Genomic DNA, 20,506 nt, shown 5'->3' with positions numbered 1-20,506 from the left:
TTTGGGGCATTGTAAGGGATCAACTGCGACGGATCGATGGCAAGTGGAAAGGCCGGACTTACGGCTTCAGCTCGATCTCAAGGAACACGATCTCGGTTGAGGTTTCGTTAAGTACGTCATGCTGGACGCCGGCTTTGCGGAAATAGGATTTACCGGCCGCAAGCTGTGCCTTGGAACGCTCGCCGCCCGGCGCTACGATGGTCATCTCTCCCGCGACGACGGGAACAATGACGTAGTCCATGCCATGGGTGTGATGCCCGGTGGCCCCGCCGGGCGGAAGGCGCCATTCCGTCACCCGGACCTCCTCATTTTCGATCTGAACCTCGGACTTGGCGGCAAGCATCGGAACTCCCCCTATGCGTTTCAGGGCACGAAGACCATGAACACGTAGACCGCAAATACCACCATATGGACCAGTCCGAACAGGACATTGGTCCTGCCCGTGCCGAAGGTCAGCATGCTCAGGAAGAAGGTCAGGAGCAAAAGCACGCTGCCCTGGGCGTTGAGGCCGAGCTCGAGCTCCTTGTCGAGCGCGTAGGTGGCGACGCCGACTGCTGGGATGGTCAGCCCGATTGTCGCCAGCGACGAGCCCAGCGCCAGGTTGATGCTCTTCTGCAGGTCGTTCTTGCGGGCCGCCGAGACGGCCGCGAGGCCTTCCGGCATCAGGATCAGGAGCGCGACCAGAAGTCCCGTAAAGGCCGGCGGCGCCCCGATCTTGGCCGCGACGGCATCGACCACCAGCGAGAATTTCTTGGCGAGCAGCACGACCGCCAGCAGCGCAACCAGCAGCAGCACGACGCTGAGCACCAGCATCCTGCCCGACTGATGCGCCTCGCCGCTGCCGCCGTCCGGCCGCTCGTGAACGAAGTAATCCTTGTGCAGGACGGTCTGGGTGTAGAGAAACACCCCGTACAGTGCGAGCGTGACCACGTCGACGAAACCGAGTTGAATCGTCGAATAGACCGGGCCGGGCGTGGTTGTGGTGTAGTTCGGCATGATCAGCGTGATGGTCGCGAGCGCGAACAGGACGCTGAGATAGACGTTGGCGCCGGAGAGCTGAAAGCCCTGCTCGCGATAGCGCAGGCCGCCGATGAAGATGCAAAGCCCGACGAGGCCGTTGCAGACGATCATGACCACGGCGAACACGGTATCGCGCGCCAGTGCCGGCGCCGGCTTGTCGCCCAGCATGATCGTGGTGATCAGCGCCACCTCGATGATGGTCACCGAGAGCGTCAGCACCAGCGTGCCATAGGGTTCGCCGACCCGCTCCGCGATCATCTCGGCGTGATGAACCGCGGCGAACACCGCGCCGAACAGGACGACCAGCAGGACGATGGCGAAGACGAGCCCGCTGGGCGAGAGCGTGAACACGTAGTTTGTCGCGCTGACGGCTGCGAACAACAGCACGGCGAGCGCCGGAAAGATCCAGGCCGACCGGGGCATGGGATTATGCGCGCTCATCCACCGCTTCCATTTGCTTCAACGAGCAGTAGCAAATCAGGCGCGAGATTCAATGCCAGTGCAGGATCGGCGCCACCGGCAGCAGCGTCAGCAGCAGGAACAGGGGGATCAGCACGGCGCCGGCGCGCAGGAGATAGCCGAAGAAGCTCGGCATTTTGATGCCGTTCTCGCTGGCAATGCTGCTCACCATGAAGTTCGGCGCATTGCCGATATAGGTCAGCGCCCCCATGTAGACGGCCCCCATGGAGATCGAAGCGAGCGTGCCCGAGAGCTGGTGCATCAGCACTTGCGGCTGGCCGCCGGCGAGTTCGAAGAACAACAGATAGGTCGGCGCATTGTCGAGGAACGCGGACATCAGGCCCGTGAACCAGAAATAGGCGACCTCGCGCGGCGCACCGTCCGGTCCCGTCACCGCGGAGAGCAGCCAGGCGAAGGCGCCACGATGGCCGGCATTGAGCATGGCAATGACCGGGATGATGGCGACGAAAATGCCCGCGAACAGCTTTGCGACCTCGCGGATCGGCTCCCAGGTGAAGCCGTTGGCCTGCCTGTGCTCGTCGGGCGTGAGCCACACCGACAGCGTCGCGATGGCCAGCAGCGCCAGATTGCGCACAACGTCCTCCAGCTCCAGCTTGGTACCGAGAATGTCGAACGCAATGCCGGGCTTCCACACCGCCGACGCCAGCAAGCTCGCGACGATGGCCGCGATCAGCACCAGATTGACGAGGCCGCGGATGCGGACCGGCTGCGCGGGACCGGCCTCGCCGGGCGGTGGCTCGCTGCGGAAGCGCCAGAGATCGATGACGGCGAAGATGGCGAGCAGCAGTCCGGCCACCATCGCGGTCTGCAACCAGATGGTTCGCGTGGTCCAGAAGAAGTCGATGCCGTGCAGGAAGCCGACGAATAGCGGGGGATCGCCAAGCGGGCTGAGCGCGCCGCCGACATTGGCGACCAGGATGATGAAGAAGACGATGACATGGGCGTTGTGGCGCCGCGCCCGGTTGGCACGGATCAGGGGACGGATCAGGATCATCGCGGCGCCCGTGGTTCCGACGATGCTCGCCCCCGCAGTGCCGAGCGCGAGGATGCCCAAATTGGTCGCCGGCGTGGCCCTGATGTCGCCGGTGATGAGGATGCCGCCGGCCACGACATAGAGCGCGAACAGCAGCACGATGAAGCCGAGATATTCGGCGAGCATGGCGTGAATGAAGGCCGCCAGCGTGGCCATGGTGCCGGCAAAGACGACGAGCGCGGCGAGCGCCAGCAGCGACCAGGCCGCACTGATCTTGCCGTAATGATGGTGCCAGATCTTTGGAAACAGCAGCGGCCCCAGCGCGATCGACAGCAACAGGCCGGCAAACGGCAGCGCATAGGGCCAGCGCATCGCCGCGCCGTCGAGCCCGCTCGCCGCAAACGCATTCTGCGGCAAAAGCGTCAAGCAGGAGACGACGACCGCGGAACCCCGACGTGCAAACAAACCGTTAATCGCCAATAAAATTTCTCGCCGTTTCGATTGCGCCATACTGATCGAGATTGTCGTGCCCACCGCCCGCCATGCGAACGAACCGCTTGGGCTCATGCGCGAGTGCGAACAGACGCTCTCCGAACGCGATCGGAATGGCAAGATCATTGGTGCCATGCATCACGAGGAGCGGCACAGTGACGCGCGCGATGCGCTCGTCCGAATGAAATGGATCGCGCATCAGAAGCCGCACCGGAACGAACCAGAACGATAAAGCCGCGATGTCGGCCGTCGACGTATAGGGTGCCTCCAGGATGAGTTTTCCAACAGGATGCTCCGAGGCGACCGCAACTGCCACGCCTGTCCCGAGCGAAAAGCCCCAGGCGACGATTCGTTCCGCTCCATAGCGCGCGGTGGTGAAGGCATACGCGGCGGCCGCGTCCTGCAGCACGCCCTGCTCGCTCGGGGCGCCGCTCGAGCCGGCATAGCCGCGATAGGACAGCGCGACGAGGCCGGTGCCGTCCGCCGTCATCGCCTTGAAGCGACTGACCCGGCCGGCGAGAAAATCACCGTTGCCCGGAAAGTACAGGATGACGGGACGGCCGGGCTTTGCCGGCACATGCCAGACGATGACCTTCTCGTCGTCCCGCGTCGTCAGGATATTCTCTTCCGCCTCGGGCAGGCCCGCGGCATCCGGCGCGGTGCGACCAACGGGCGGAATCGGAAACAGCATCCCGCGCTGGCGGACATAGAGCACGACGAGACCGGCGCCATAGACGGTCACCAGGAGGATGGCGATCCACTTGAAGATGGTCATGATGCGCAGCAAGCCTTTCGGCTCAGGGCTTGCGACGGCTCCGCAGCAATTTCATGACCTCCGGCCGAAGGCTCGCCGGAACATCGCGACAGCCGCACGCCGCCTTGTGGGCGGCGTGTCGTGCAACGCGCTGTTCGCACGTCGCCTTCAGTGGCATGCGATGAGACCGGTGCCATTCCCTGTTGATGGCCACGGTCCGTTTCCCTCGCGGGCTACATCGCCTTGACGATGCTCTCGGTGACCTTCTTGGCGTCGCCGAGCAGCATCATGGTGTTGTCGCGATAGAACAGCGGATTGTCGATACCGGCATAACCTGAGGCGAGCGAGCGCTTGATGAACATCACGGTGCCGGCCTTCCAGACCTGAAGCACGGGCATGCCGTAGATCGGCGAGGTCTTGTCCTCTTCGGCCGCCGGATTGGTGACGTCGTTGGCGCCGATCACGAAGGCGATGTCGGCCTGCGCGAATTCGGAGTTGATGTCCTCAAGTTCGAACACCTCGTCATAGGGCACGTTGGCTTCGGCCAGCAGCACGTTCATGTGGCCGGGCATGCGGCCGGCAACCGGGTGAATGGCGTATTTCACCTCCACGCCTTCCTTCTTCAGGATGTCGCCCATCTCGCGCAGCGCATGCTGCGCCTGCGCCACCGCCATGCCGTAGCCGGGCACGATAATGACCTTCTGCGCGTTCTTCATGATGAAGGCCGCATCATCGGCCGAGCCGAGCTTGACCGGCTTCTGCTCGCCGCCGCCAGCGCCCGCAGCGGCGGTCTCACCGCCGAAGCCGCCGAGGATGACCGAGATAAAGGACCGGTTCATCGCGTGGCACATGATGTAGGACAGGATCGCGCCGGATGAACCAACCAGCGCACCGGTGATGATCAGCGCGGAATTGCCGAGCGTGAAGCCGATGCCCGCGGCGGCCCAGCCGGAGTAGGAGTTCAGCATCGAGATCACGACCGGCATGTCGGCGCCGCCGATCGGGATGATCATGAGCACGCCAAGCGCCAGTGCGATGATGACGATCAGCCAGAAGTCGATCGCACTGCCGGAAAGCACCAGCCCGACCACGAAGAACACCAGCGCCAATGCGAGCCCGATGTTGATGATGTGGCGGAACGGCAGGATGATCGGAGCGCCGCTCATGCGCGCCGACAGCTTCAGGAACGCGATCACCGAGCCGGTGAAGGTCAGCGCGCCGATGGCGACGCCGAGCGACATCTCGATCAGGCTCTGCGGATGGATGTTGCCGGGAGTGCCGATGTCGAAGGCCTCGGGCGCGTAGAACGCGCCGGCGGCCACCAGCACCGCGGCCATGCCGACCAGCGAGTGGAAGGCGGCGACCAGTTCCGGCATCGAGGTCATCGGCACGCGGCGGGCGATCACCGCGCCGATCGCACCGCCGATCGCGATCCCGAGGATCACGAGGACCCAGGCCACGCCGTCGGCCGGCGGATGGCTCGCCAGCGTGGTGGCGACCGCGATGCCCATGCCGATCATGCCGAACAAATTGCCCTGGCGCGACGATGCCGGGCTCGACAGCCCGCGCAGCGACAGGATGAACAGCACCCCCGCCACGAGATACAAGAATGCAGAGAGATTGGCGCTCATCTCAGGTCCCCATTAATCCCTTCAGCCCGAGCTGGCCGCTTACTTAGACTTCTTCTTGTACATCGCCAGCATGCGCTGGGTGACAAGGAAGCCGCCAAAGATGTTCACGCAGGCAAAGATCAGCGCGACGAAGCCGAAGCCGCGCGCCCAGCCCGAGCCGCTCGAAACCATGCCGACGCCGACCGCGAGCAGCGCACCGACCACGATCACCGATGAAATCGCGTTGGTCACGCTCATCAGCGGCGTATGCAGCGCCGGCGTCACCGACCACACCACGAAATAACCGACAAAAACGGCGAGGACGAAAATCGACAGCCGGAAGATGAAGGGGTCGACGACCTGTGCAGCATGCTCCATGGCAGCTCTCCTTAAACCTTCGGCTGGAAGTTCGGGTGGATCACAGCGCCGTCCCGGGTCAGTGCGGTCGCTTTGACGAGTTCGTCGTCCCAGTTCACGGCCAGCGCCTTGCTGGTCTTGTCGACCATCGTTTCGATGAAGTTGAACAAATTGCGCGCGTAGAGGCTGGAGGCCGAGGCCGCGACGCGGCCGGCAACGTTGGTGTAGCCGACGATCTTGATGCCATCGAGGTCGACGACTTCGCCCGGCTTCGCACCTTCGACATTGCCGCCGCGCTCGACGGCGAGATCGACCAGCACCGAACCCGGCTTCATCGACTTGACCATGTCGGCGCTGACCAGCTTCGGCGCCGGCCGGCCCGGAATCAGCGCGGTGGTGATCACGATGTCCTGCTTCTTGATGTGCTCGGCGGTGAGCGCGGCCTGCTTGGCCTGGTACTCCTTGGACATTTCCTTGGCGTAGCCGCCGGCGGTCTGCGCGTTCTTGAATTCCTCGTCCTCCACGGCGAGGAATTTCGCGCCAAGCGATTCGACCTGCTCCTTGGTCGCAGGCCGCACGTCAGTCGCGGTGACGACGGCGCCGAGACGGCGCGCGGTCGCGATCGCCTGCAGGCCGGCGACGCCGACGCCCATCACGAACACTTTTGCGGCAGGCACGGTGCCGGCCGCCGTCATCATCATCGGGAAAGCCCGGCCGAAGGCCTCGGCGCCCTCGATCACGGCGCGGTAACCGGCAAGGTTCGCCTGCGAGGACAGCACGTCCATAACCTGCGCGCGCGTGATGCGCGGCATCAGCTCCATCGCGAAGGCGGAGACGCCGGCATCGGCGATCGTCTTCAGCGCGGCCTCGTTGCCATAGGGGTCCATGATGGCGATGACGAGCGCCCCGCGCTTGTACTGCGACAGCTCGGAGGCTTCAGGACGCTTCACCTTGATGATGATGTCGGCATCTTTCAGCGCGTCTGCGCTGACGGTGGCGCCCACGGCGGTGAATTCGGAATCCGGCAGGCCCGACTTGAGGCCGGCGCCTGGCTCGACGGCGATCTCGGCGCCCAACGCCTTAAACTTCTTCACCGTATCAGGCGACGCGGCGACCCGCGGCTCCGACGGATCGATTTCCTTGGCAACGGCGATCTTCATAGGCCCTCCGGCGGCGCGGGACAGCGCGCGCGCAAACTAAGCGTTACTCCCGCAGCGTTCGATACCGGTTTTGGGACCGGCTTGGATGCAAATATTGTGGGCAGCTGCTGCCGCTGGCGTGTGCAGCCGCCGATAGATCAGGTCAGGAAGATCGCCATCAGAATCACGATGAGCGCGACCGAGACCGTGCCGTACTTCACCAGCTTGATGAAGCCCTCGTAGGTCTGCTCGTGGGCAACGTAGTCGTTGCCGTCGGCGGTGCTGTACGCCACTTCGCTATGATCAGCCATGGATTGTCCCCAGTCGAAAGTCGAATTCTTGGGCTGGGATACCGCAAAGCTTCGGGCAGGGCAACGGCGCCGGGGCGCGGTTTCCCGCAAATCAGGTCATTTGGGATTCCGATTGACGGGAATCCGGCGCGCGCGCCGCTCAGCCCTGATCGATCACCGTGGCGGCGGCACTCACGACCCGTCGCCGGAGCGCGAAGCCTCAGCCCATCGCCTCCAGCTCGTCGATCATCCCGGCAATGACGCTCAAGCCACCATCCCAGAACTTCGGGTCCTTGGCATCCAAGCCGAACGGCCGCAGCAGCTCGGAATAGTGCTTGGTGCCACCGGCCGCGAGCATGCCGAGATAGCGCTCGGCAAAACCCTCGGCCGCGTTCTCGTAGACGGCATAGAGCGAGTTCACCAGACAGTCGCCGAAGGCGTAGGCGTAGACGTAGAACGGCGAGTGGATGAAGTGCGGGATGTACATCCAGTAATTCTCGTAGCCCGCCTTGATTTCGATCGCCGGCCCCAGGCTTTCGCCCTGCACCGACAACCAGATCTCGCCGAGCCGCGTCGCGGTGAGTTCGCCGTTCTTGCGCTCGGTGTGGACCGCGCGCTCGAACGAATAGAACGCGATCTGCCGCACCACGGTGTTGATCATGTCCTCGACCTTGCCGGCCAGCAGCGCCTGGCGCTGCTTGGCGCTCTTGGTCTGCGCCAGCAGCCGCCGGAAGGTCAGCATCTCCCCGAACACGCTTGCGGTCTCGGCCAGCGTCAGCGGCGTCGGCGCCATCAGCGCTCCGTTCTTCGCCGCCAGCACCTGATGCACGCCATGGCCGAGCTCATGCGCGAGCGTCATCACGTCGCGCGGCTTGCCCTGGTAGTTCATCAGCACATAAGGGTGCGCTGACGGCGTGGTCGGATGCGAGAACGCGCCCGGCGCCTTGCCCGGCCGCACCGGCGCGTCGATCCAGCGATCGGTGAAGAAGCGCTCGGCGATGTCAGCCATTTCAGGCGAGAAGCCGCGATAGGCGGTCAGCACCATGTTGCGTGCATCGGGCCAGCCAATGACGTCGGTCGCGGCAAAGGGCAGCGGCGCGTTGCGGTCCCAGTAGGCGAGCCGTTTCCTGCCGAACCACTTCGCCTTCAGCGCGTAATAGCGATGCGACAATTTTGGATAGGCGGCGCGCACGGAAGCGACCAGCGCATCCACCACCTCGCGCTCGACGCGGTTGTTGAGGTGCCGGGAATCCGCGACGTCCTTGAAGCCGCGCCAGTGGTCGGAGATGTCCTTGTCCTTGGCAAGCGTATTGGTGATCAGCGCAAAGGTGCGCTCATTGGCCTTGAAGGTCTTTGCCAGCGCCTCCGCTGCCGCCTTGCGCTTTGAGCCGTCGCGGTCCTGTAACAGATTGAGCGTCGGCTCGATTGCCAGCTCCCTGGACCCGACCTTGAAGCGCAGGCTGGAGATGGTCTGGTCGAACAGCCGGTTGAAGGCGGAATAGCCGGTCTGCGCCTTCTCCAGAAAAAGCTGCTCGAGCTTATCGTCGAGCTGATACGGCTTCTCCTTGCGCAGATCCTCGATCCAGGGACGGTAATGCGCGAGCTCGGGGGCTTGCATGGCACGGTTCAAAATATCGTCATCGACGCGATTGAGCTCGAGCGCGAAAAACAACAGATGCGTGGACGCCGCCGTCAGCCGCTCGGAGACATCGCCGTAAAACTTTGAAATCTTGGGATCCACGCTGTCACCGGCATGAACGAGACCGGCATAGGAGCCGAGGCGGCCGGCGAGATCGTCGATCGCCTCATAGCGTCGCACCGCCTCCGCGAGCCATTTTCCGCCATCTTCGTTTGCTGTCCCTGTCGCCAGCTTGCCCTTGTAGTCCGTCTCGAACGCGACACAGTCGGCGTCCATCTTTTCGAGATCGCGCGCCACTTCCGGCGCATCGATCCCGGAATAGAGATCGGCCAGGTTCCACTCCGGAAGCTTGCCGGTCTTGCTCGCCGGTTTTGCGGACGAAGATTTGGCGAGTGACGTTTTGGAGGACTTTGCCTTGGCTACATTTTTCTTGGCGGCAGATTTCTTGAGGGCAGACGTTTTGGCGGCAGGCTTGCGGAGAGCATTCTTGGAGCGCGAATTCATTGTGTGGGAAACCTGTGTTCAACAATCGCGGCGGCGGGCTGGGGCATCAAGGTTTAAGAGTGCGTTAATCGGCTTCGGCCAGAGTGCCCCGATTCGAGACAGATAGTAGTAGCGTGCGGGGAACACCATGGCTGCCAGTATTTTGATCGCCGACGACGACGCCGTAGCTCGCCGGCTGGTCGAGAATATGGTGCAGAAATGCGGCTATGAGACGGTCGTCGTGGATTCCGGCGACGCCGCGATCGCCGCCCTCACCGCCCCGGATGCACCGGCGATCGATGCCGTCATCCTCGATCTCGTGATGCCCGGCCTCGACGGCATGGGCGTGCTGGCGAAAATCCGCGAAGCCGGCCTCAGCGTCCCCGTCATCGTGCAGACCGCCCATGGCGGCATCGACAACGTGATCTCGGCGATGCGCGCCGGTGCGGCCGATTTCGTGGTCAAGCCGGTCGGCGTGGAGCGGCTCCAGGTCTCCTTGCGCAATGCTCTCAACGCCTCCGCGCTCAAGGGCGAGTTGCAGCGCATCCGGCACAGCCGCGAAGGCCGGTTGACTTTCTCCGACATCGTCACCCGCTCGGAAGCAATGGCAGGTGTGATGCGCACGGCGCAGAAGGCGGCGAACTCCGCGATTCCCGTTCTGATCGAAGGCGAGTCCGGCGTCGGCAAGGAGCTGTTCGCGCGCGCCATCCATGGCAGCGGCGAGCGCAAGGCAAAGCCGTTCGTCGCCGTCAATTGCGGCGCGATTCCCGACAACCTCGTCGAGTCCATTCTGTTCGGCCACGAAAAGGGTGCTTTCACCGGCGCCACCGAGCGGCACATGGGCAAGTTCGTCGAAGCCCATGGCGGCACTCTGTTTCTGGACGAGGTCAGCGAGCTGCCGCTGACCGCGCAGGTCAAGCTGCTACGGGCGCTCCAGGAAGGCGCAGTCGAGGCAGTCGGCGGTCGCAAGCCCGTCAAGGTCGACGTCCGCATCGTCTCGGCAACCAATCGCCGGCTGCTGGAGCGGGTGAAACAGGGGCACTTCCGCGAAGACCTGTTCTATCGCCTGCACGTGCTGCCGCTGACGATCCCATCGCTCCGGGCGCGGCGGGAGGACATCCCGCATCTGCTCCGGCATTTCCTGGCGCGCTTTGCCGCCGAGGAGAACCGCCAGATCACCGGCATCAGTGGCGAGGCCATGGCGCATCTCGCTCAGCTCGACTGGCCCGGCAACATCCGCCAGCTCGAAAACGCGGTCTACCGTGCGGTGGTGATGAGCGAGGGCGACCAGCTCGGCCTCAGCGACTTCCCTCTGCTCGCCTCGCAGCCGCATCCCGTAACGGAGATTCCGACCGCGCCCCTGATGCTCGAGCCGGCGGCGACTCCTTCGATGGTATCAGGTAGTGAAATACCTATCGTGCCGCTTGCGGCCGCGGGAACTCTCGCCATGCTGACCCCGACGGGCGATGTCCGCGCCCTCGAGGACATGGAGAACGAGATCATCCGCTTCGCGATCTCGCATTATCGCGGCCAGATGTCCGAGGTGGCCCGCCGCCTCAAAATCGGCCGGTCCACCCTCTACCGCAAACTCGATGAGGCCGTGGTTCCCGGACATGGCGGGAAAAGCGGCGAAGAGACGCACTGAGCCTCATGCGAACGGAGGCTCGCGGGACGATGCGAGACCGGCTGTAAGCCGCTCGCATGACGAAAGAATTCGACTGCTTCCCGAACCGTGACTTGGAAGTGACAGACACAGGGAAAGCGCGTGGGGCAAGCGCATAATCCGTTGCCAAAAGGCTGCCTTGAAGTCAGTTTGGCGTGAGTTGTCTCGGTTGGCGCTGGCTGCAAAACCGGGCCCTGTATATCGTCGGCGTAGGAATCGTTGCGTGCAGGCGTGCAACTTTCGAGAGGCCGGCGCGATTTAGCCGAAGCTCATAAGCGATAACGAAGCTGTTCCAAGAGGGACAGTTCACCCGAGGGGTGCGACACAATGCGTGACTGTTTGAACCACCGTGCGGGCTTTGACCGTGTCTTGATGACGGTCGCGGCAACCTTCCTCACGGTGTCGGCCAGTTCGGCCCTGGCGCAGGATCAGGCGCGCAGCAGCGCGGCCGAACTCGCGATCGAAGCTGCGATCCCGCGTCCCGAGCCGGCCAACGTCCCGCCGCCGACCGCATCCGACATCAAGCTCGACACCACCGCCACGGTTCAGGATTCCGCCAAGGAGCCGGCAAGGGAGCCTATGAAGGCTGACGTTGCCCCGGCCCCGGACAAGGTCGAGACTAAGGCGTCCGACCTCGCCACCACGCCCGCCACCGAGGCGCCGAAGAGCGAAACAGCAAAAACCGAGCCGGCAAAGACCGAGCCCGCAAAGGCCGACACCGCGACAGCAACGCCGGCGGCGCCTGTGGCACCCGCGACGGCTGCGGCTCCGGCCGCCGAGCCGGTGAAGGCCGCAACCAATGTTCCCGCCGCCGACCAGCCGGTGGCCGACAAGCTCAAGGATATCATCGGCGCCAAGACGTCGCGCTATTTCGACCGCAAGAACGAGCGCGCGGCGATCGAGAAGTTTTATGGCGCACGCGACTTCGCGCCGGTCTGGACCCAAGGCGGCAGCCTGACCGCTACGGCCAAGGGCGTCATCGCGCGGCTGAAGGATGCGGCCTCCGACGGCCTCAATCCGGCCGACTATCCGGTGCCGGATTTCGCCAGCGCCACTTCGCCCGATGCGCTCGCCGATGCCGAGCTGAAGCTCACCGCCAGCATGTTCGACTATGCGCGCCAGGCCCAGAGTGGCCGCATGCATTGGTCGCAGGCCAGCGGCGACATCCTCTATCCCGAGCATCCGGTCGATCCGAACGAGGTGCTCGCCAAGGTCACGACCGCGACCGACGCCTCCGCAGCGCTCGACAGCTACAACCCGCCGCACAAGCTCTACAAGGAGCTGAAGGCGAAGCTCGCGGAGCTTCGCGGCCAGGGCAACGGCCCCGTGATCGAGATCGCCGACGGTCCGGCGCTGAAATACACCCCGGCCGGCAAGAAGCAGGCAGAGATCGTCGTGGAAGATCCGCGCGTGCCGCAGCTGCGCGCCAAGCTCGGCCTCGCCGAGAACGCCAACGACACCCGCTATGACGCGGCGGTCGCCGACGCCGTGCGCAAATTCCAGAGCAGCGCCGAGATGAAGGCGACCGGCATCCTCGACGACAAGACGGTCAAGGCGCTCAACACCCCGAAGCGCGACAAGCAGATCGACGTCGTGCTGGTCAACATGGAGCGCTGGCGCTGGCTGCCGCGCGACCTCGGCGCGCCCGCCCTGGGTGATGCCTATGTGATCCTCAATATTCCCGACTACACGTTGAAGGTGATGCAGCGCGGCCAGCAGGTCTGGACCACCCGCGTCGTCACCGGCAAGCCCGGCTCGCATGCGACCCCGCTGCTCACCGAGACGATGAAGTACATCACGGTCAATCCGACCTGGAACGTGCCGCCGTCGATCGTCTACAACGAGTACCTGCCGGCGCTTCAGCAAGACCCGACCGTGCTCCAGCGCATGGGACTCAAGCTCGAACAGAACCGCGACGGCTCGGTGCACATCTCGCAGCCGCCCGGTGAAGCCAACGCGCTCGGCCGCATCCGCTTCAACTTCCCGAACAAGTTCCTGGTCTATCAGCACGACACGCCGGACAAGAACCTGTTCGCGAGGGAAGACCGCGCCTTCAGCCATGGCTGCATGCGCGTGCAAAATCCGGATCAGTATGCCTCCGTGCTGCTCAACATCGCCATGCCGAACGAGAAGTACACGCCCGAGCGCGTGCGCAGCATGTACGGCAAGAGCGAGATCGACCTGAAATTCCCGACGCCGGTCCCGGTCAACATCACCTATCAGACCGCCTTCGTGGATGACGCCGGCAAGCTGCAATTCCGCAAGGACGTCTATGGCCGCGACGCGACCATGATCAACATCCTGAAGAACAACCGCGGCAAGGACCTCGAGGCCGTCGTGGCACACTCGCAGCCGAGCTATTCGCGCCCGGCGACGACGCTTCCGAACGGCGTGGCGGTGGCCAACAATGGCGGTGGCTTCGGCTCGTCCGGCCCGAACTTCTTCGAGCGGCTGTTCGGAGGCGGAGCCCCGACGCCGCCGCCGGCCCCGGTCGGCCGCCGGTCCCAGCAGCAGCGGGTGTTCACCCGCTAAGCCCATTTGGCGAATTCTGCAACGAAATCAGCGGCCCCGTCTCATGGATGGAGCCGCTTAACGTTAACCATTGTCCACCTGGGCCCGTGCGCGGGCGTTTTTTTGCCACAGTCAACCGGTTAGGTTTGTATTCTGACTTGGTTTGGGGGCGGGAAGGTCAACCTCGAATTAACCTTCTCGCTTTAACAAAGCGTTCATCCTCTTTCGCGCGCTAACGGGGTTAGCGGGAGAGTCCAATTTGAATGCTCGTCGACTGGGTGGGCTCATACGTGCTGACTGGTCTCGCACGCCAATTCGCTGTGCTGTCGTTGTCCCATGCGGGAGTGAAGGCCGGATCCAGGATCGGCCTTGCTGCCGCATTGCTGCTTGCTGCCGCAGGTTCGGTTCATAACGCCGCCGCGCTGAACGAGACCAAGACGCTCTCGTTCCACCACACCCATTCCGGCGAAGACCTCACTGTCACCTTCAAGCGCGACGGCCGCTATGACGAAGGCGCGCTGAAGCAGCTCAACCACTTCCTGCGCGACTGGCGCACCCAGGACGAGACGGTCATGGACCGTCGCCTCTTCGACATCCTCTGGGAAGTCTACCGCGACGTCGACGCCAAGCAGCCGATCCAGATTATCTCCTCCTACCGCTCCCCCGCTACCAACGCCATGCTCCGCCGCCGCTCCTCCGGCGTGGCGCGCGCCAGCCAGCACATGCTGGGTCATGCGATGGACTTCTACATTCCCGGCGTGCCGCTGGAGCAGATCCGCTTCGCCGGCCTGCGCCTTCAGCGCGGCGGCGTCGGCTTCTACCCGACCTCCGGCTCGCCCTTCGTGCATCTTGATACCGGGAGCGTCCGGCACTGGCCGCGCATGACGCATGACCAACTCGCCCGCGTCTTCCCGGATGGAAAGACGGTGCATCTGCCGACCGACGGCGTTCCGCTAAAGAACTATGAGTTCGCCAAGGCCGAGATCGAGCGGCGCGGCAGCGGCGAGGATTCCAGCAGCAAGCCGAATTTCTTTGCCGCCCTGTTCAAGGGCAAGTCGGCAGCTCCGGCCAGCAGCAGCGACGAGGATGACGAGGGCGCGTCCGCCCCGGCCGCGAAACCGGCGGCGAAGCCAGCGGCACCGGCCGTCGTCGCAGCCGCAGCCAAGCCCGCCGAACCGGTGCCGACGCCCCGCGCCAAGCCGCAAATGGCCGCGACGATCCAGCTCGCCTCCGCCGATGCGCAGCTCGTCGCGCCGCCCAAGCCGAAGCCCGCGGTGGTGGCTGACAAGCCGGCCTCCGGCAAGTCTGTTGACGGCAAGCCGGAGACCCCGGCCGACATCATCAATGCCCGCGGCTTCTGGGATGACGTCCCGGCCGCGCCGCAGCAGGCGACGCCAGCCCAGGTCGCCGCATTGAAGGCGCGGCAGGCCCTTGCCGCCGCCACCGATCCGCAACCAACCGCCAGTGTGTCCAATACGGCGCTTCAGGCGCTGGCCTACGCGCCGGCCGCCGCCTCTCCTGTCGATCGCGCCAATGTCGTCGCCGCCTCCGCACCGGTCCCGCGTTCGACCCGTCCCGCCGCTTCGCGCAGCATGGCTCAGGCAACGGAGATCAATACGGTGGTCGGCAAGAGCGTCGACGGCGCGGTCGCGACCGCGACCCGCCTCTCCGCCGCCAAAAGCGAGAGCGTCTGGCTAAAGATCGTGATGCTGTCACCGAGCGCGAGCCGCGCGATGTCGGTCACGCTGATGGGCGAACTCGATACGGCCGCACTCCGCGCCTATTTCGTCAAGCCACGCGCCGTGGTCGCGATGGGCTTTGTCGACGATCCGATGCAGGGCCTGTCTTGCGACAGCTTCTCGGGCAGCGCGACCGCGAAGCTTCAAACAACGTCGTTCGTCGTGCGCACCGCCGCGCTGCGCTGAGCTTCGTAGCCTTCACTGCTTCCAAAATCTCCGCTGTCGTCCCGGCGAAGCGCCAGGACGACAGTAAGCGCCTCAGAGCATCCCCAGCGCCTGCATGTAGGTCTCGAGAATGGTCTCGGCCTCGGCGCGCTCGTTCGGGTCCTGCTTGCGCATTCGCACGATGGTGCGCAGCGCCTTGACGTCGTAGCCGTTGCCTTTGCTCTCGGCATAGACGTCACGGATGTCGTCGGAGATCGCCTTCTTCTCTTCCTCCAGCCGCTCGATGCGCTCGATGATGGATTTGAGCTGGTCCTTGGCAAATTTCGTCGCGGGCTCGTCGTCGCGGACAGCGGCGGAGGTGGCCATCTAGGTACTCCCAATGGAACTGGCAAAACGAGGTGACGCCGGTATCCCCACCGCGCGTGCTGGGTAAAACCCTTAGGGTTGGTGCGGACCGCGTTCAAGCAAGCATCGCGCTCGTCCACAGCGCGCCCACACCTTCCTGCGGCGCTTGAAGAAACCTGTTGTGTGCTGCGACTCAGCGCGCGGCGACTCGGGCCGAGACTGCTCAATGCCCGTGGGGATGGACCTTCTTCATCGTATCCAGCTGCTCGGGCGTGGCCGTGCCCTGGTATTTCGACTTCCAGGTCTCATACGGCATGCCGTAGACGGCCTCTCGGCTCTCGTCCTTGGTTAAGGCGACGCCTTGGGCGTCCGCAGCTTCCTTGAGCCAGTTGGACAGGCAGTTGCGGCAGAAGCCGGCGAGATTCATCAGGTCGATGTTCTGCACATCCGTCCGCATCTTCAGATGATCGACCAGACGCCGGAAAGCGGCCGCCTCGAGCTCCGTTCTGGTTTTGTCGTCGATTGCCATGGCTGTATCCCTTGGGCCTGACCTGATGGAGGTCACCCTTACGGGATCAGGTGGGCGCTGTCACAGATTTTGCCATATCCCGGCGCAAACCGGCCCGACGGCGGAATTGCCGCTCTGTTGGGGCCGTTCCCCGCCCCTACGCCAAATCGTCAATGATCTGGTATAGCTAGCGCGACAATGATTGCCGAATCTCCCCGCCCCCCGCTTCGCCTGCTCGCCCGGTTGGTCCCGGTGCTGGTGATCGCCTTGCTGTGCCTTTGCGCCAGTCCGGCATCGGCCGATTTCCGTCTCTGCAACAACACCTCGAGCCGGGTCGGAATTGCGCTCGGCTACAAGGACGCCGAGGGCTGGACCACCGAAGGCTGGTGGAACATCTCGTCCCGCTCCTGCGAGACCCTGCTGCGGGGAACGCTGGTCGCCCGGTACTATTACATCTACGCAATCGACTATGACCGCGGCGGCGAGTGGTCGGGGCAGGCCTTCATGTGCTCGCGCGACAAGGAGTTCACCATCCGCGGCACCGAGGATTGCCTCGCGCGCGGCTATGACCGGACCGGCTATTTCGAGGTCGACACCGGTGAGCAGCGAGCGTGGACGGTGCAGCTGACCGACGCCAACGAACAGCCGGCGCAGCAACGCGTACCCGGCCTGCCCGGTCCGGTTGGCCCGGGTGGGGTTCCGGGTTTGCCCAATAGCCCACCCGGTGGTACGCCCCCCGCCGCGCCTGGCCTCCCGCCAGCTCCCTCGCCACCGTCTGGAAATAAGCCATGAGGCGTCTTCGCCGTATCAAGATTCTCGCGACCTTGGGACCTGCCTCTTCGGATCTCGCGATGATCCGCCGCCTGTTCGAGGCCGGCGCCGACCTGTTTCGCATCAACATGAGCCACACCTCGCATGACAAGATGCGTGAGCTGGTGGCGACGATCCGCAACGTCGAGAGCAGCTACGGCCGGCCGATCGGCATCCTGGTCGACCTCCAGGGCCCGAAGCTCAGGTTAGGCGCCTTCGCCGAAGGCTCGGTCCAGCTCCAGAACGGCCAGACCTTCACGCTCGATTCGGACAAGGCGCCCGGCGATACCACGCGCGTCCACCTGCCGCATCCGGAGATCCTGGCGGCACTGCGGCCCGGCCATGCACTGCTGCTCGACGACGGCAAGGTCCGCCTGATCGCAGAGGAGACCTCGAAGGAGCACGCGGTGACGCGTGTCGTGGTCGGCGGCAAGATGAGCGACCGCAAGGGCGTCAGCCTGCCCGATACTGACCTGCCGGTCTCCGCCATGACGTCGAAGGATCGCGCCGACCTCGAGGCGGCCCTCGTCACCGGCGTCGACTGGATCGCGCTGTCCTTCGTGCAGCGCGCCGACGACGTGCTGGAAGCCAAGAAGATGATCCGCGGCCGCGCCGCTGTGATGGCCAAGATCGAGAAGCCGCAGGCGATCGACCGCCTCGCCGACATCATCGAGGCCTCCGATGCGCTGATGGTGGCGCGCGGCGACCTCGGCGTCGAATTACCGCTGGAGCGCGTGCCGAGCCTGCAGAAGCAGATGACGCGGATGGCGCGCCGTGCCGGCAAGCCGGTGGTGGTCGCGACCCAGATGCTGGAATCCATGATCCAGTCGCCGGTCCCCACCCGCGCCGAAGTCTCCGACGTCGCCACCGCCGTCTATGAGGGCGCCGATGCCATCATGCTGTCGGCGGAATCAGCGGCCGGCAAATTCCCGGTCGAGGCGGTCTCGACCATGAACCGCATCGGCGAGGAGGTCGAGCGCGACCCGATCTACCGCTCGGTGATCATGGCGCAGCGCCCGGCGCCGGAATCGACCGCGGGCGATGCGATCGCGGATGCCGCACGGCAGATCGCCGAAACGCTCGACCTGCCCGCCTTGATCTGCTGGACCAGCTCAGGCTCGACCGCCGTGCGCGTCGCGCGCGAACGGCCGAAGCCGCCGATCGTTGCGATCACGCCGAACATCACCGCCGGCCGACGGCTCGCGGTTGTCTGGGGTGTGCATTGCGTGGTGGCGGAGGACGCGCGCGACCAGGATGACATGGTCCGCCGCGCCGGCCAGATCGCGTTCCGCGACGGCTTCGTCCGCGCCGGTCAGCGCGTGATCATCGTTGCCGGCGTGCCGCTCGGCATCCCCGGCACCACCAACATGGTACGCATCGCCTCGGTCGGCGCCGAGGGCGACGCGAACATGTAGGGTCCGCAGGACCGGCCAAACCAAAAGTCGAAAAACAACCCCATGCAAAGTAGCCGGAGCCTCCGGCGAGCTTGCTGCGTTTTGCGGAAAGGCCTGCCCCCTCAACGACTCGAGCCGGTCAGGCCGCCGCGTCCCTCGCGCGTCCGATTTTACGCGCCAACCAGCGCCTTCGCCGTCGGCAGCAGGGTCTGCTGCACCACCAGACCACGGGCGCGGGCGTCCATGACGCCGACCGCGCGCAGCGCCAACAGCGTGACGGTCTGCACCGCGTCGCGCATCTTGATGGGATCGTCGAGATTGTCGGGCGCGAGCGGCCCGACCAGGGATTCATGCAGCGCGCCGAGCAGTGCAGTGGCCGCGAGCGCGGTGTCCTGCGCCGGCAGGTGGCCGGCACGCACCGCAGCGTCGATCCGGGATGCGATCTCGCCCGCGATCTCGCGCCGGCTGGCAAGCCTGGAGGCGCTGACATCGACATCGACCGGCTCGGCCAGGATGCCCCAGGCCAGCCGGCGCTGCGACAGCGTATGGACCGCCACGGTGGTCACGGCCGCGGCCAACGCGGAGGATGGCCCCGGGGCGGCATCGGCCGCCCGGCGGATCGCCGTCAGCTCGTCGCGGGAGACCTCGGCAATGAGTTCAGAGATCAGCTCGGCCTTGGAGGGGAAGTAGCGGTAGACCGTGCCGGCCGCGACATTGGCCCGGACCGCGACCGGCGCGATCTGCACCGCCGCCATCCCGCCTTCCGCCGCCGTCTCCCGCGCCGCCGTTAGAATCGCGCTGCGCCGCGCCGCGAGGCGCTTAACCACTTGATGCGTCCGCCGATAAACCATGGCGCGCTTCCTGTCCCTCACGCCCGCCGCACGCGCTGCGGCCGAACGCTTCGTCACGCAAAAAATGCAAATCGCCCCGCAAGGACTGAACAACTATTCAGGGTGAATGACAAGATGAGAAATGCGTGACGCGTCACTGCGGCCGGACTGGAGCTCCAATCCGGAGAGGCCGCGCGGCAAACATCTAAAAGCAGGACGCAGAGGTTGTAAATTCGATAACCACACTTTTTATCGCGGCCTTAAAGCCGGTCCGTAACTGTACGGAGGCAACGCAATTCCATCTCGGTGCACCATGCACGACACGGACTCCCGAACCGCCTGGCAGCTTTTCCACCTCAACTGGTTTCCGATTCTCGGGATGGGGACCCTGTTGGCGCTCGGCCTTCCCGCCACTGGACTTGGTCTCGAGCCGGTCGCCTACGGCGTGACCGTGGCGATCGCCGCGGCGTTGCTCGCGGTCGCCTATGGCCATTGGATCGTCAAAGGCGAGCTTGCGGACCCGAAGCTGGTGTTCTCGCTTGGCACCATCGGACAGGTCATTCTCACCTGCGCCATTGTCGGACCTCTGAGTTACGTGGCGGGCAAGTTGAATTGGCCGCTCCAGGACCAAGGACTGCTGGCGATCGACCGGGCGCTCGGCCTCGATCCGGAACCCATCGCGCGCTACGTCAACGATCATCCCTGGCTCGCCACCTGCCTCGCGCGCGCCTACGGACTGATCAAGCTTCCGTTGCTCGGCATTCCCGTCGTGCTGGCACTGACGGCGCGCTATGTGCGGCTGCAATTGTTCATGCTCGCGATGAGCCTTGCGCTCGCGGTCACCATCACGATCTCCGCGGTGGTGCCCGCGATCGGCACCTATTACGCACTGAATTTGCCGGCCGCGCATTTCCCCGAGATCAACACCGCGGTCTACGCCGGCCAGCTGCGCGACATCCTCGCGCTCCGGGACGGCAGCCTGCACCAGCTCCGGCTGTTCTCTCTTTCCGGCATCGTCTCGTTTCCGAGCTTTCACGCGGCATCGGCCGTGCTCTACATGTGGGCGCTGTGGCCGGTGCGTGGCCTCGGCGGCATCGTGGCCGCGCTCAACCTGTTGATGATTGCGGCGACGCCGGTGATCGGCGCGCATTACATCATCGACGTCGCGGCCGGCATCGCGCTCGCCGCAGCCTCGATTTGGGCCGCTAAATTCTACCTCGAGCGGAGCCGCGCGCCGCACGGGTCTGCCGTGCCGGCTTCCTCGACGGGACTGGCAAGCCTCGCCCAAGAGAACTGAGAAGGCG

18 protein-coding genes are annotated in these 20,506 nt (G+C 64.8%); 6 read left to right on the top strand and 12 right to left on the bottom strand.

The features are described 5' to 3' along the window. Positions 1–58: 58 nt before the first annotated feature. The 9 genes from IVB28_RS04610 to IVB28_RS04570 all read right to left on the bottom strand — a co-directional run bounded on the left by IVB28_RS04610 (position 59) and on the right by IVB28_RS04570 (position 9,258). Positions 59–343 carry a cupin domain-containing protein gene (locus IVB28_RS04610; RefSeq protein WP_247524861.1) on the bottom strand — a complete coding sequence of 95 codons (285 nt, stop codon included), beginning with the start codon at positions 341–343 and terminating at the stop codon, positions 59–61. 20 nt (positions 344–363) lie between these two features. Next, on the bottom strand, positions 364–1,461 hold the full coding sequence (locus IVB28_RS04605; protein WP_247524860.1) for an ionic transporter y4hA: 1,098 nt from the start codon (positions 1,459–1,461) through the stop codon (positions 364–366). A gap of 49 nt (positions 1,462–1,510) precedes the next feature. After that, positions 1,511–2,845, bottom strand: a complete 1,335-nt coding sequence (locus IVB28_RS04600; protein WP_247525340.1) for a sodium:proton antiporter — start codon at positions 2,843–2,845, stop codon at positions 1,511–1,513. A 97-nt stretch (positions 2,846–2,942) separates the two neighbouring features. After that, positions 2,943–3,740, bottom strand: a complete 798-nt coding sequence (locus tag IVB28_RS04595; RefSeq protein ID WP_247524859.1) for an alpha/beta hydrolase — start codon at positions 3,738–3,740, stop codon at positions 2,943–2,945. A 212-nt stretch (positions 3,741–3,952) separates the two neighbouring features. Beyond that, complete coding sequence (locus tag IVB28_RS04590) at positions 3,953–5,350, bottom strand: NAD(P)(+) transhydrogenase (Re/Si-specific) subunit beta (protein ID WP_247524858.1); 1,398 nt, start codon at positions 5,348–5,350, stop codon at positions 3,953–3,955. 39 nt (positions 5,351–5,389) lie between these two features. After that, positions 5,390–5,707, bottom strand: a complete 318-nt coding sequence (locus tag IVB28_RS04585; RefSeq protein WP_024337650.1) for a proton-translocating transhydrogenase family protein — start codon at positions 5,705–5,707, stop codon at positions 5,390–5,392. 11 nt (positions 5,708–5,718) lie between these two features. Further along, a complete protein-coding gene (locus IVB28_RS04580) occupies positions 5,719–6,846 on the bottom strand; it encodes a Re/Si-specific NAD(P)(+) transhydrogenase subunit alpha (RefSeq protein WP_247524857.1) in 1,128 nt (375 codons plus the stop codon). A 137-nt stretch (positions 6,847–6,983) separates the two neighbouring features. Next, a complete protein-coding gene (locus tag IVB28_RS04575; protein ID WP_007596280.1) occupies positions 6,984–7,136 on the bottom strand; it encodes an aa3-type cytochrome c oxidase subunit IV in 153 nt (50 codons plus the stop codon). 199 nt (positions 7,137–7,335) lie between these two features. Next, positions 7,336–9,258, bottom strand: coding sequence for a M3 family oligoendopeptidase (locus IVB28_RS04570; RefSeq protein ID WP_247524856.1), 1,923 nt, complete (start codon positions 9,256–9,258; stop codon positions 7,336–7,338). A gap of 127 nt (positions 9,259–9,385) precedes the next feature. Here IVB28_RS04570 and IVB28_RS04565 point away from each other — a divergent pair, with 127 nt between their 5' ends. The 3 genes from IVB28_RS04565 (at position 9,386) to IVB28_RS04555 (ending at position 15,336) form a co-directional block, all read left to right on the top strand. After that, positions 9,386–10,882, top strand: a complete 1,497-nt coding sequence (locus tag IVB28_RS04565) for a sigma-54 dependent transcriptional regulator (protein ID WP_247524855.1) — start codon at positions 9,386–9,388, stop codon at positions 10,880–10,882. A gap of 345 nt (positions 10,883–11,227) precedes the next feature. Next, positions 11,228–13,432: a L,D-transpeptidase family protein gene (locus IVB28_RS04560; protein ID WP_247524854.1), complete on the top strand. Its 2,205-nt coding sequence runs from the start codon at positions 11,228–11,230 to the stop codon at positions 13,430–13,432. Between the two features lie 242 nt (positions 13,433–13,674). Further along, the gene (locus tag IVB28_RS04555; protein ID WP_247524853.1) at positions 13,675–15,336 is read left to right on the top strand and encodes a DUF882 domain-containing protein; all 1,662 of its coding nucleotides are present in this window, start codon (positions 13,675–13,677) and stop codon (positions 15,334–15,336) included. A 72-nt stretch (positions 15,337–15,408) separates the two neighbouring features. Here the strand turns inward: IVB28_RS04555 and IVB28_RS04550 are convergent, their stop codons facing one another. Next, entirely contained in the window at positions 15,409–15,681 is a 273-nt protein-coding gene (locus IVB28_RS04550; protein ID WP_014492426.1) for a DUF2312 domain-containing protein, read from the bottom strand. Positions 15,682–15,883: 202 nt separating this feature from the next. Next, positions 15,884–16,189, bottom strand: coding sequence for a DUF1244 domain-containing protein (locus tag IVB28_RS04545; RefSeq protein ID WP_247524852.1), 306 nt, complete (start codon positions 16,187–16,189; stop codon positions 15,884–15,886). Positions 16,190–16,366: 177 nt separating this feature from the next. Between IVB28_RS04545 and IVB28_RS04540 the strand changes: the two genes are divergently transcribed. Together IVB28_RS04540 and pyk are read left to right on the top strand one after the other, a co-directional pair. After that, positions 16,367–16,960: a DUF1036 domain-containing protein gene (locus IVB28_RS04540; protein ID WP_247524851.1), complete on the top strand. Its 594-nt coding sequence runs from the start codon at positions 16,367–16,369 to the stop codon at positions 16,958–16,960. After that, positions 16,957–18,393: a pyruvate kinase gene (pyk, locus tag IVB28_RS04535; protein ID WP_247524850.1), complete on the top strand. Its 1,437-nt coding sequence runs from the start codon at positions 16,957–16,959 to the stop codon at positions 18,391–18,393. Before IVB28_RS04540 ends, pyk begins: the two co-directional genes overlap by 4 nt. Before the next feature lie 149 nt (positions 18,394–18,542). Here pyk and IVB28_RS04530 read toward each other — a convergent pair whose 3' ends face one another. Then, positions 18,543–19,223, bottom strand: a complete 681-nt coding sequence (locus IVB28_RS04530; RefSeq protein WP_247524849.1) for a TetR/AcrR family transcriptional regulator — start codon at positions 19,221–19,223, stop codon at positions 18,543–18,545. A gap of 358 nt (positions 19,224–19,581) precedes the next feature. Here IVB28_RS04530 and IVB28_RS04525 point away from each other — a divergent pair, with 358 nt between their 5' ends. Further along, the gene (locus IVB28_RS04525) at positions 19,582–20,499 is read left to right on the top strand and encodes a phosphatase PAP2 family protein (RefSeq protein WP_247524848.1); all 918 of its coding nucleotides are present in this window, start codon (positions 19,582–19,584) and stop codon (positions 20,497–20,499) included. The last annotated feature ends 7 nt before the right edge of the window (positions 20,500–20,506 follow it).

It is taken from the genome of Bradyrhizobium sp. 199, from assembly GCF_023073355.1.
Taxonomy (GTDB): domain Bacteria; phylum Pseudomonadota; class Alphaproteobacteria; order Rhizobiales; family Xanthobacteraceae; genus Bradyrhizobium.
The sequence above is the reverse complement of the archived record's forward strand: the minus strand, read 5'-3'. Positions and strand labels throughout refer to the sequence as shown.

Excerpts from the sequence above, each read along its gene's own strand:
- IVB28_RS04555 (WP_247524853.1), top strand. The coding sequence starts at position 13,675 with ATGCTCGTCGACTGGGTGGGCTCATACGTGCTGACTGGTCTCGCACGC.
- IVB28_RS04565 (WP_247524855.1), top strand. The coding sequence starts at position 9,386 with ATGGCTGCCAGTATTTTGATCGCCGACGACGACGCCGTAGCTCGCCGG.
- IVB28_RS04575 (WP_007596280.1), bottom strand. The coding sequence starts at position 7,136 with ATGGCTGATCATAGCGAAGTGGCGTACAGCACCGCCGACGGCAACGAC.
- pyk (WP_247524850.1), top strand. The coding sequence starts at position 16,957 with ATGAGGCGTCTTCGCCGTATCAAGATTCTCGCGACCTTGGGACCTGCC.
- IVB28_RS04545 (WP_247524852.1), bottom strand. The coding sequence starts at position 16,189 with ATGGCAATCGACGACAAAACCAGAACGGAGCTCGAGGCGGCCGCTTTC.
- IVB28_RS04600 (WP_247525340.1), bottom strand. The coding sequence starts at position 2,845 with ATGCGCTGGCCCTATGCGCTGCCGTTTGCCGGCCTGTTGCTGTCGATC.
- IVB28_RS04605 (WP_247524860.1), bottom strand. The coding sequence starts at position 1,461 with ATGAGCGCGCATAATCCCATGCCCCGGTCGGCCTGGATCTTTCCGGCG.
- IVB28_RS04530 (WP_247524849.1), bottom strand. The coding sequence starts at position 19,223 with ATGGTTTATCGGCGGACGCATCAAGTGGTTAAGCGCCTCGCGGCGCGG.
- IVB28_RS04540 (WP_247524851.1), top strand. The coding sequence starts at position 16,367 with ATGATTGCCGAATCTCCCCGCCCCCCGCTTCGCCTGCTCGCCCGGTTG.
- IVB28_RS04585 (WP_024337650.1), bottom strand. The coding sequence starts at position 5,707 with ATGGAGCATGCTGCACAGGTCGTCGACCCCTTCATCTTCCGGCTGTCG.
- IVB28_RS04580 (WP_247524857.1), bottom strand. The coding sequence starts at position 6,846 with ATGAAGATCGCCGTTGCCAAGGAAATCGATCCGTCGGAGCCGCGGGTC.
- IVB28_RS04550 (WP_014492426.1), bottom strand. The coding sequence starts at position 15,681 with ATGGCCACCTCCGCCGCTGTCCGCGACGACGAGCCCGCGACGAAATTT.
- IVB28_RS04590 (WP_247524858.1), bottom strand. The coding sequence starts at position 5,350 with ATGAGCGCCAATCTCTCTGCATTCTTGTATCTCGTGGCGGGGGTGCTG.
- IVB28_RS04525 (WP_247524848.1), top strand. The coding sequence starts at position 19,582 with ATGGGGACCCTGTTGGCGCTCGGCCTTCCCGCCACTGGACTTGGTCTC.
- IVB28_RS04610 (WP_247524861.1), bottom strand. The coding sequence starts at position 343 with ATGCTTGCCGCCAAGTCCGAGGTTCAGATCGAAAATGAGGAGGTCCGG.
- IVB28_RS04595 (WP_247524859.1), bottom strand. The coding sequence starts at position 3,740 with ATGACCATCTTCAAGTGGATCGCCATCCTCCTGGTGACCGTCTATGGC.
- IVB28_RS04570 (WP_247524856.1), bottom strand. The coding sequence starts at position 9,258 with ATGAATTCGCGCTCCAAGAATGCTCTCCGCAAGCCTGCCGCCAAAACG.
- IVB28_RS04560 (WP_247524854.1), top strand. The coding sequence starts at position 11,228 with ATGCGTGACTGTTTGAACCACCGTGCGGGCTTTGACCGTGTCTTGATG.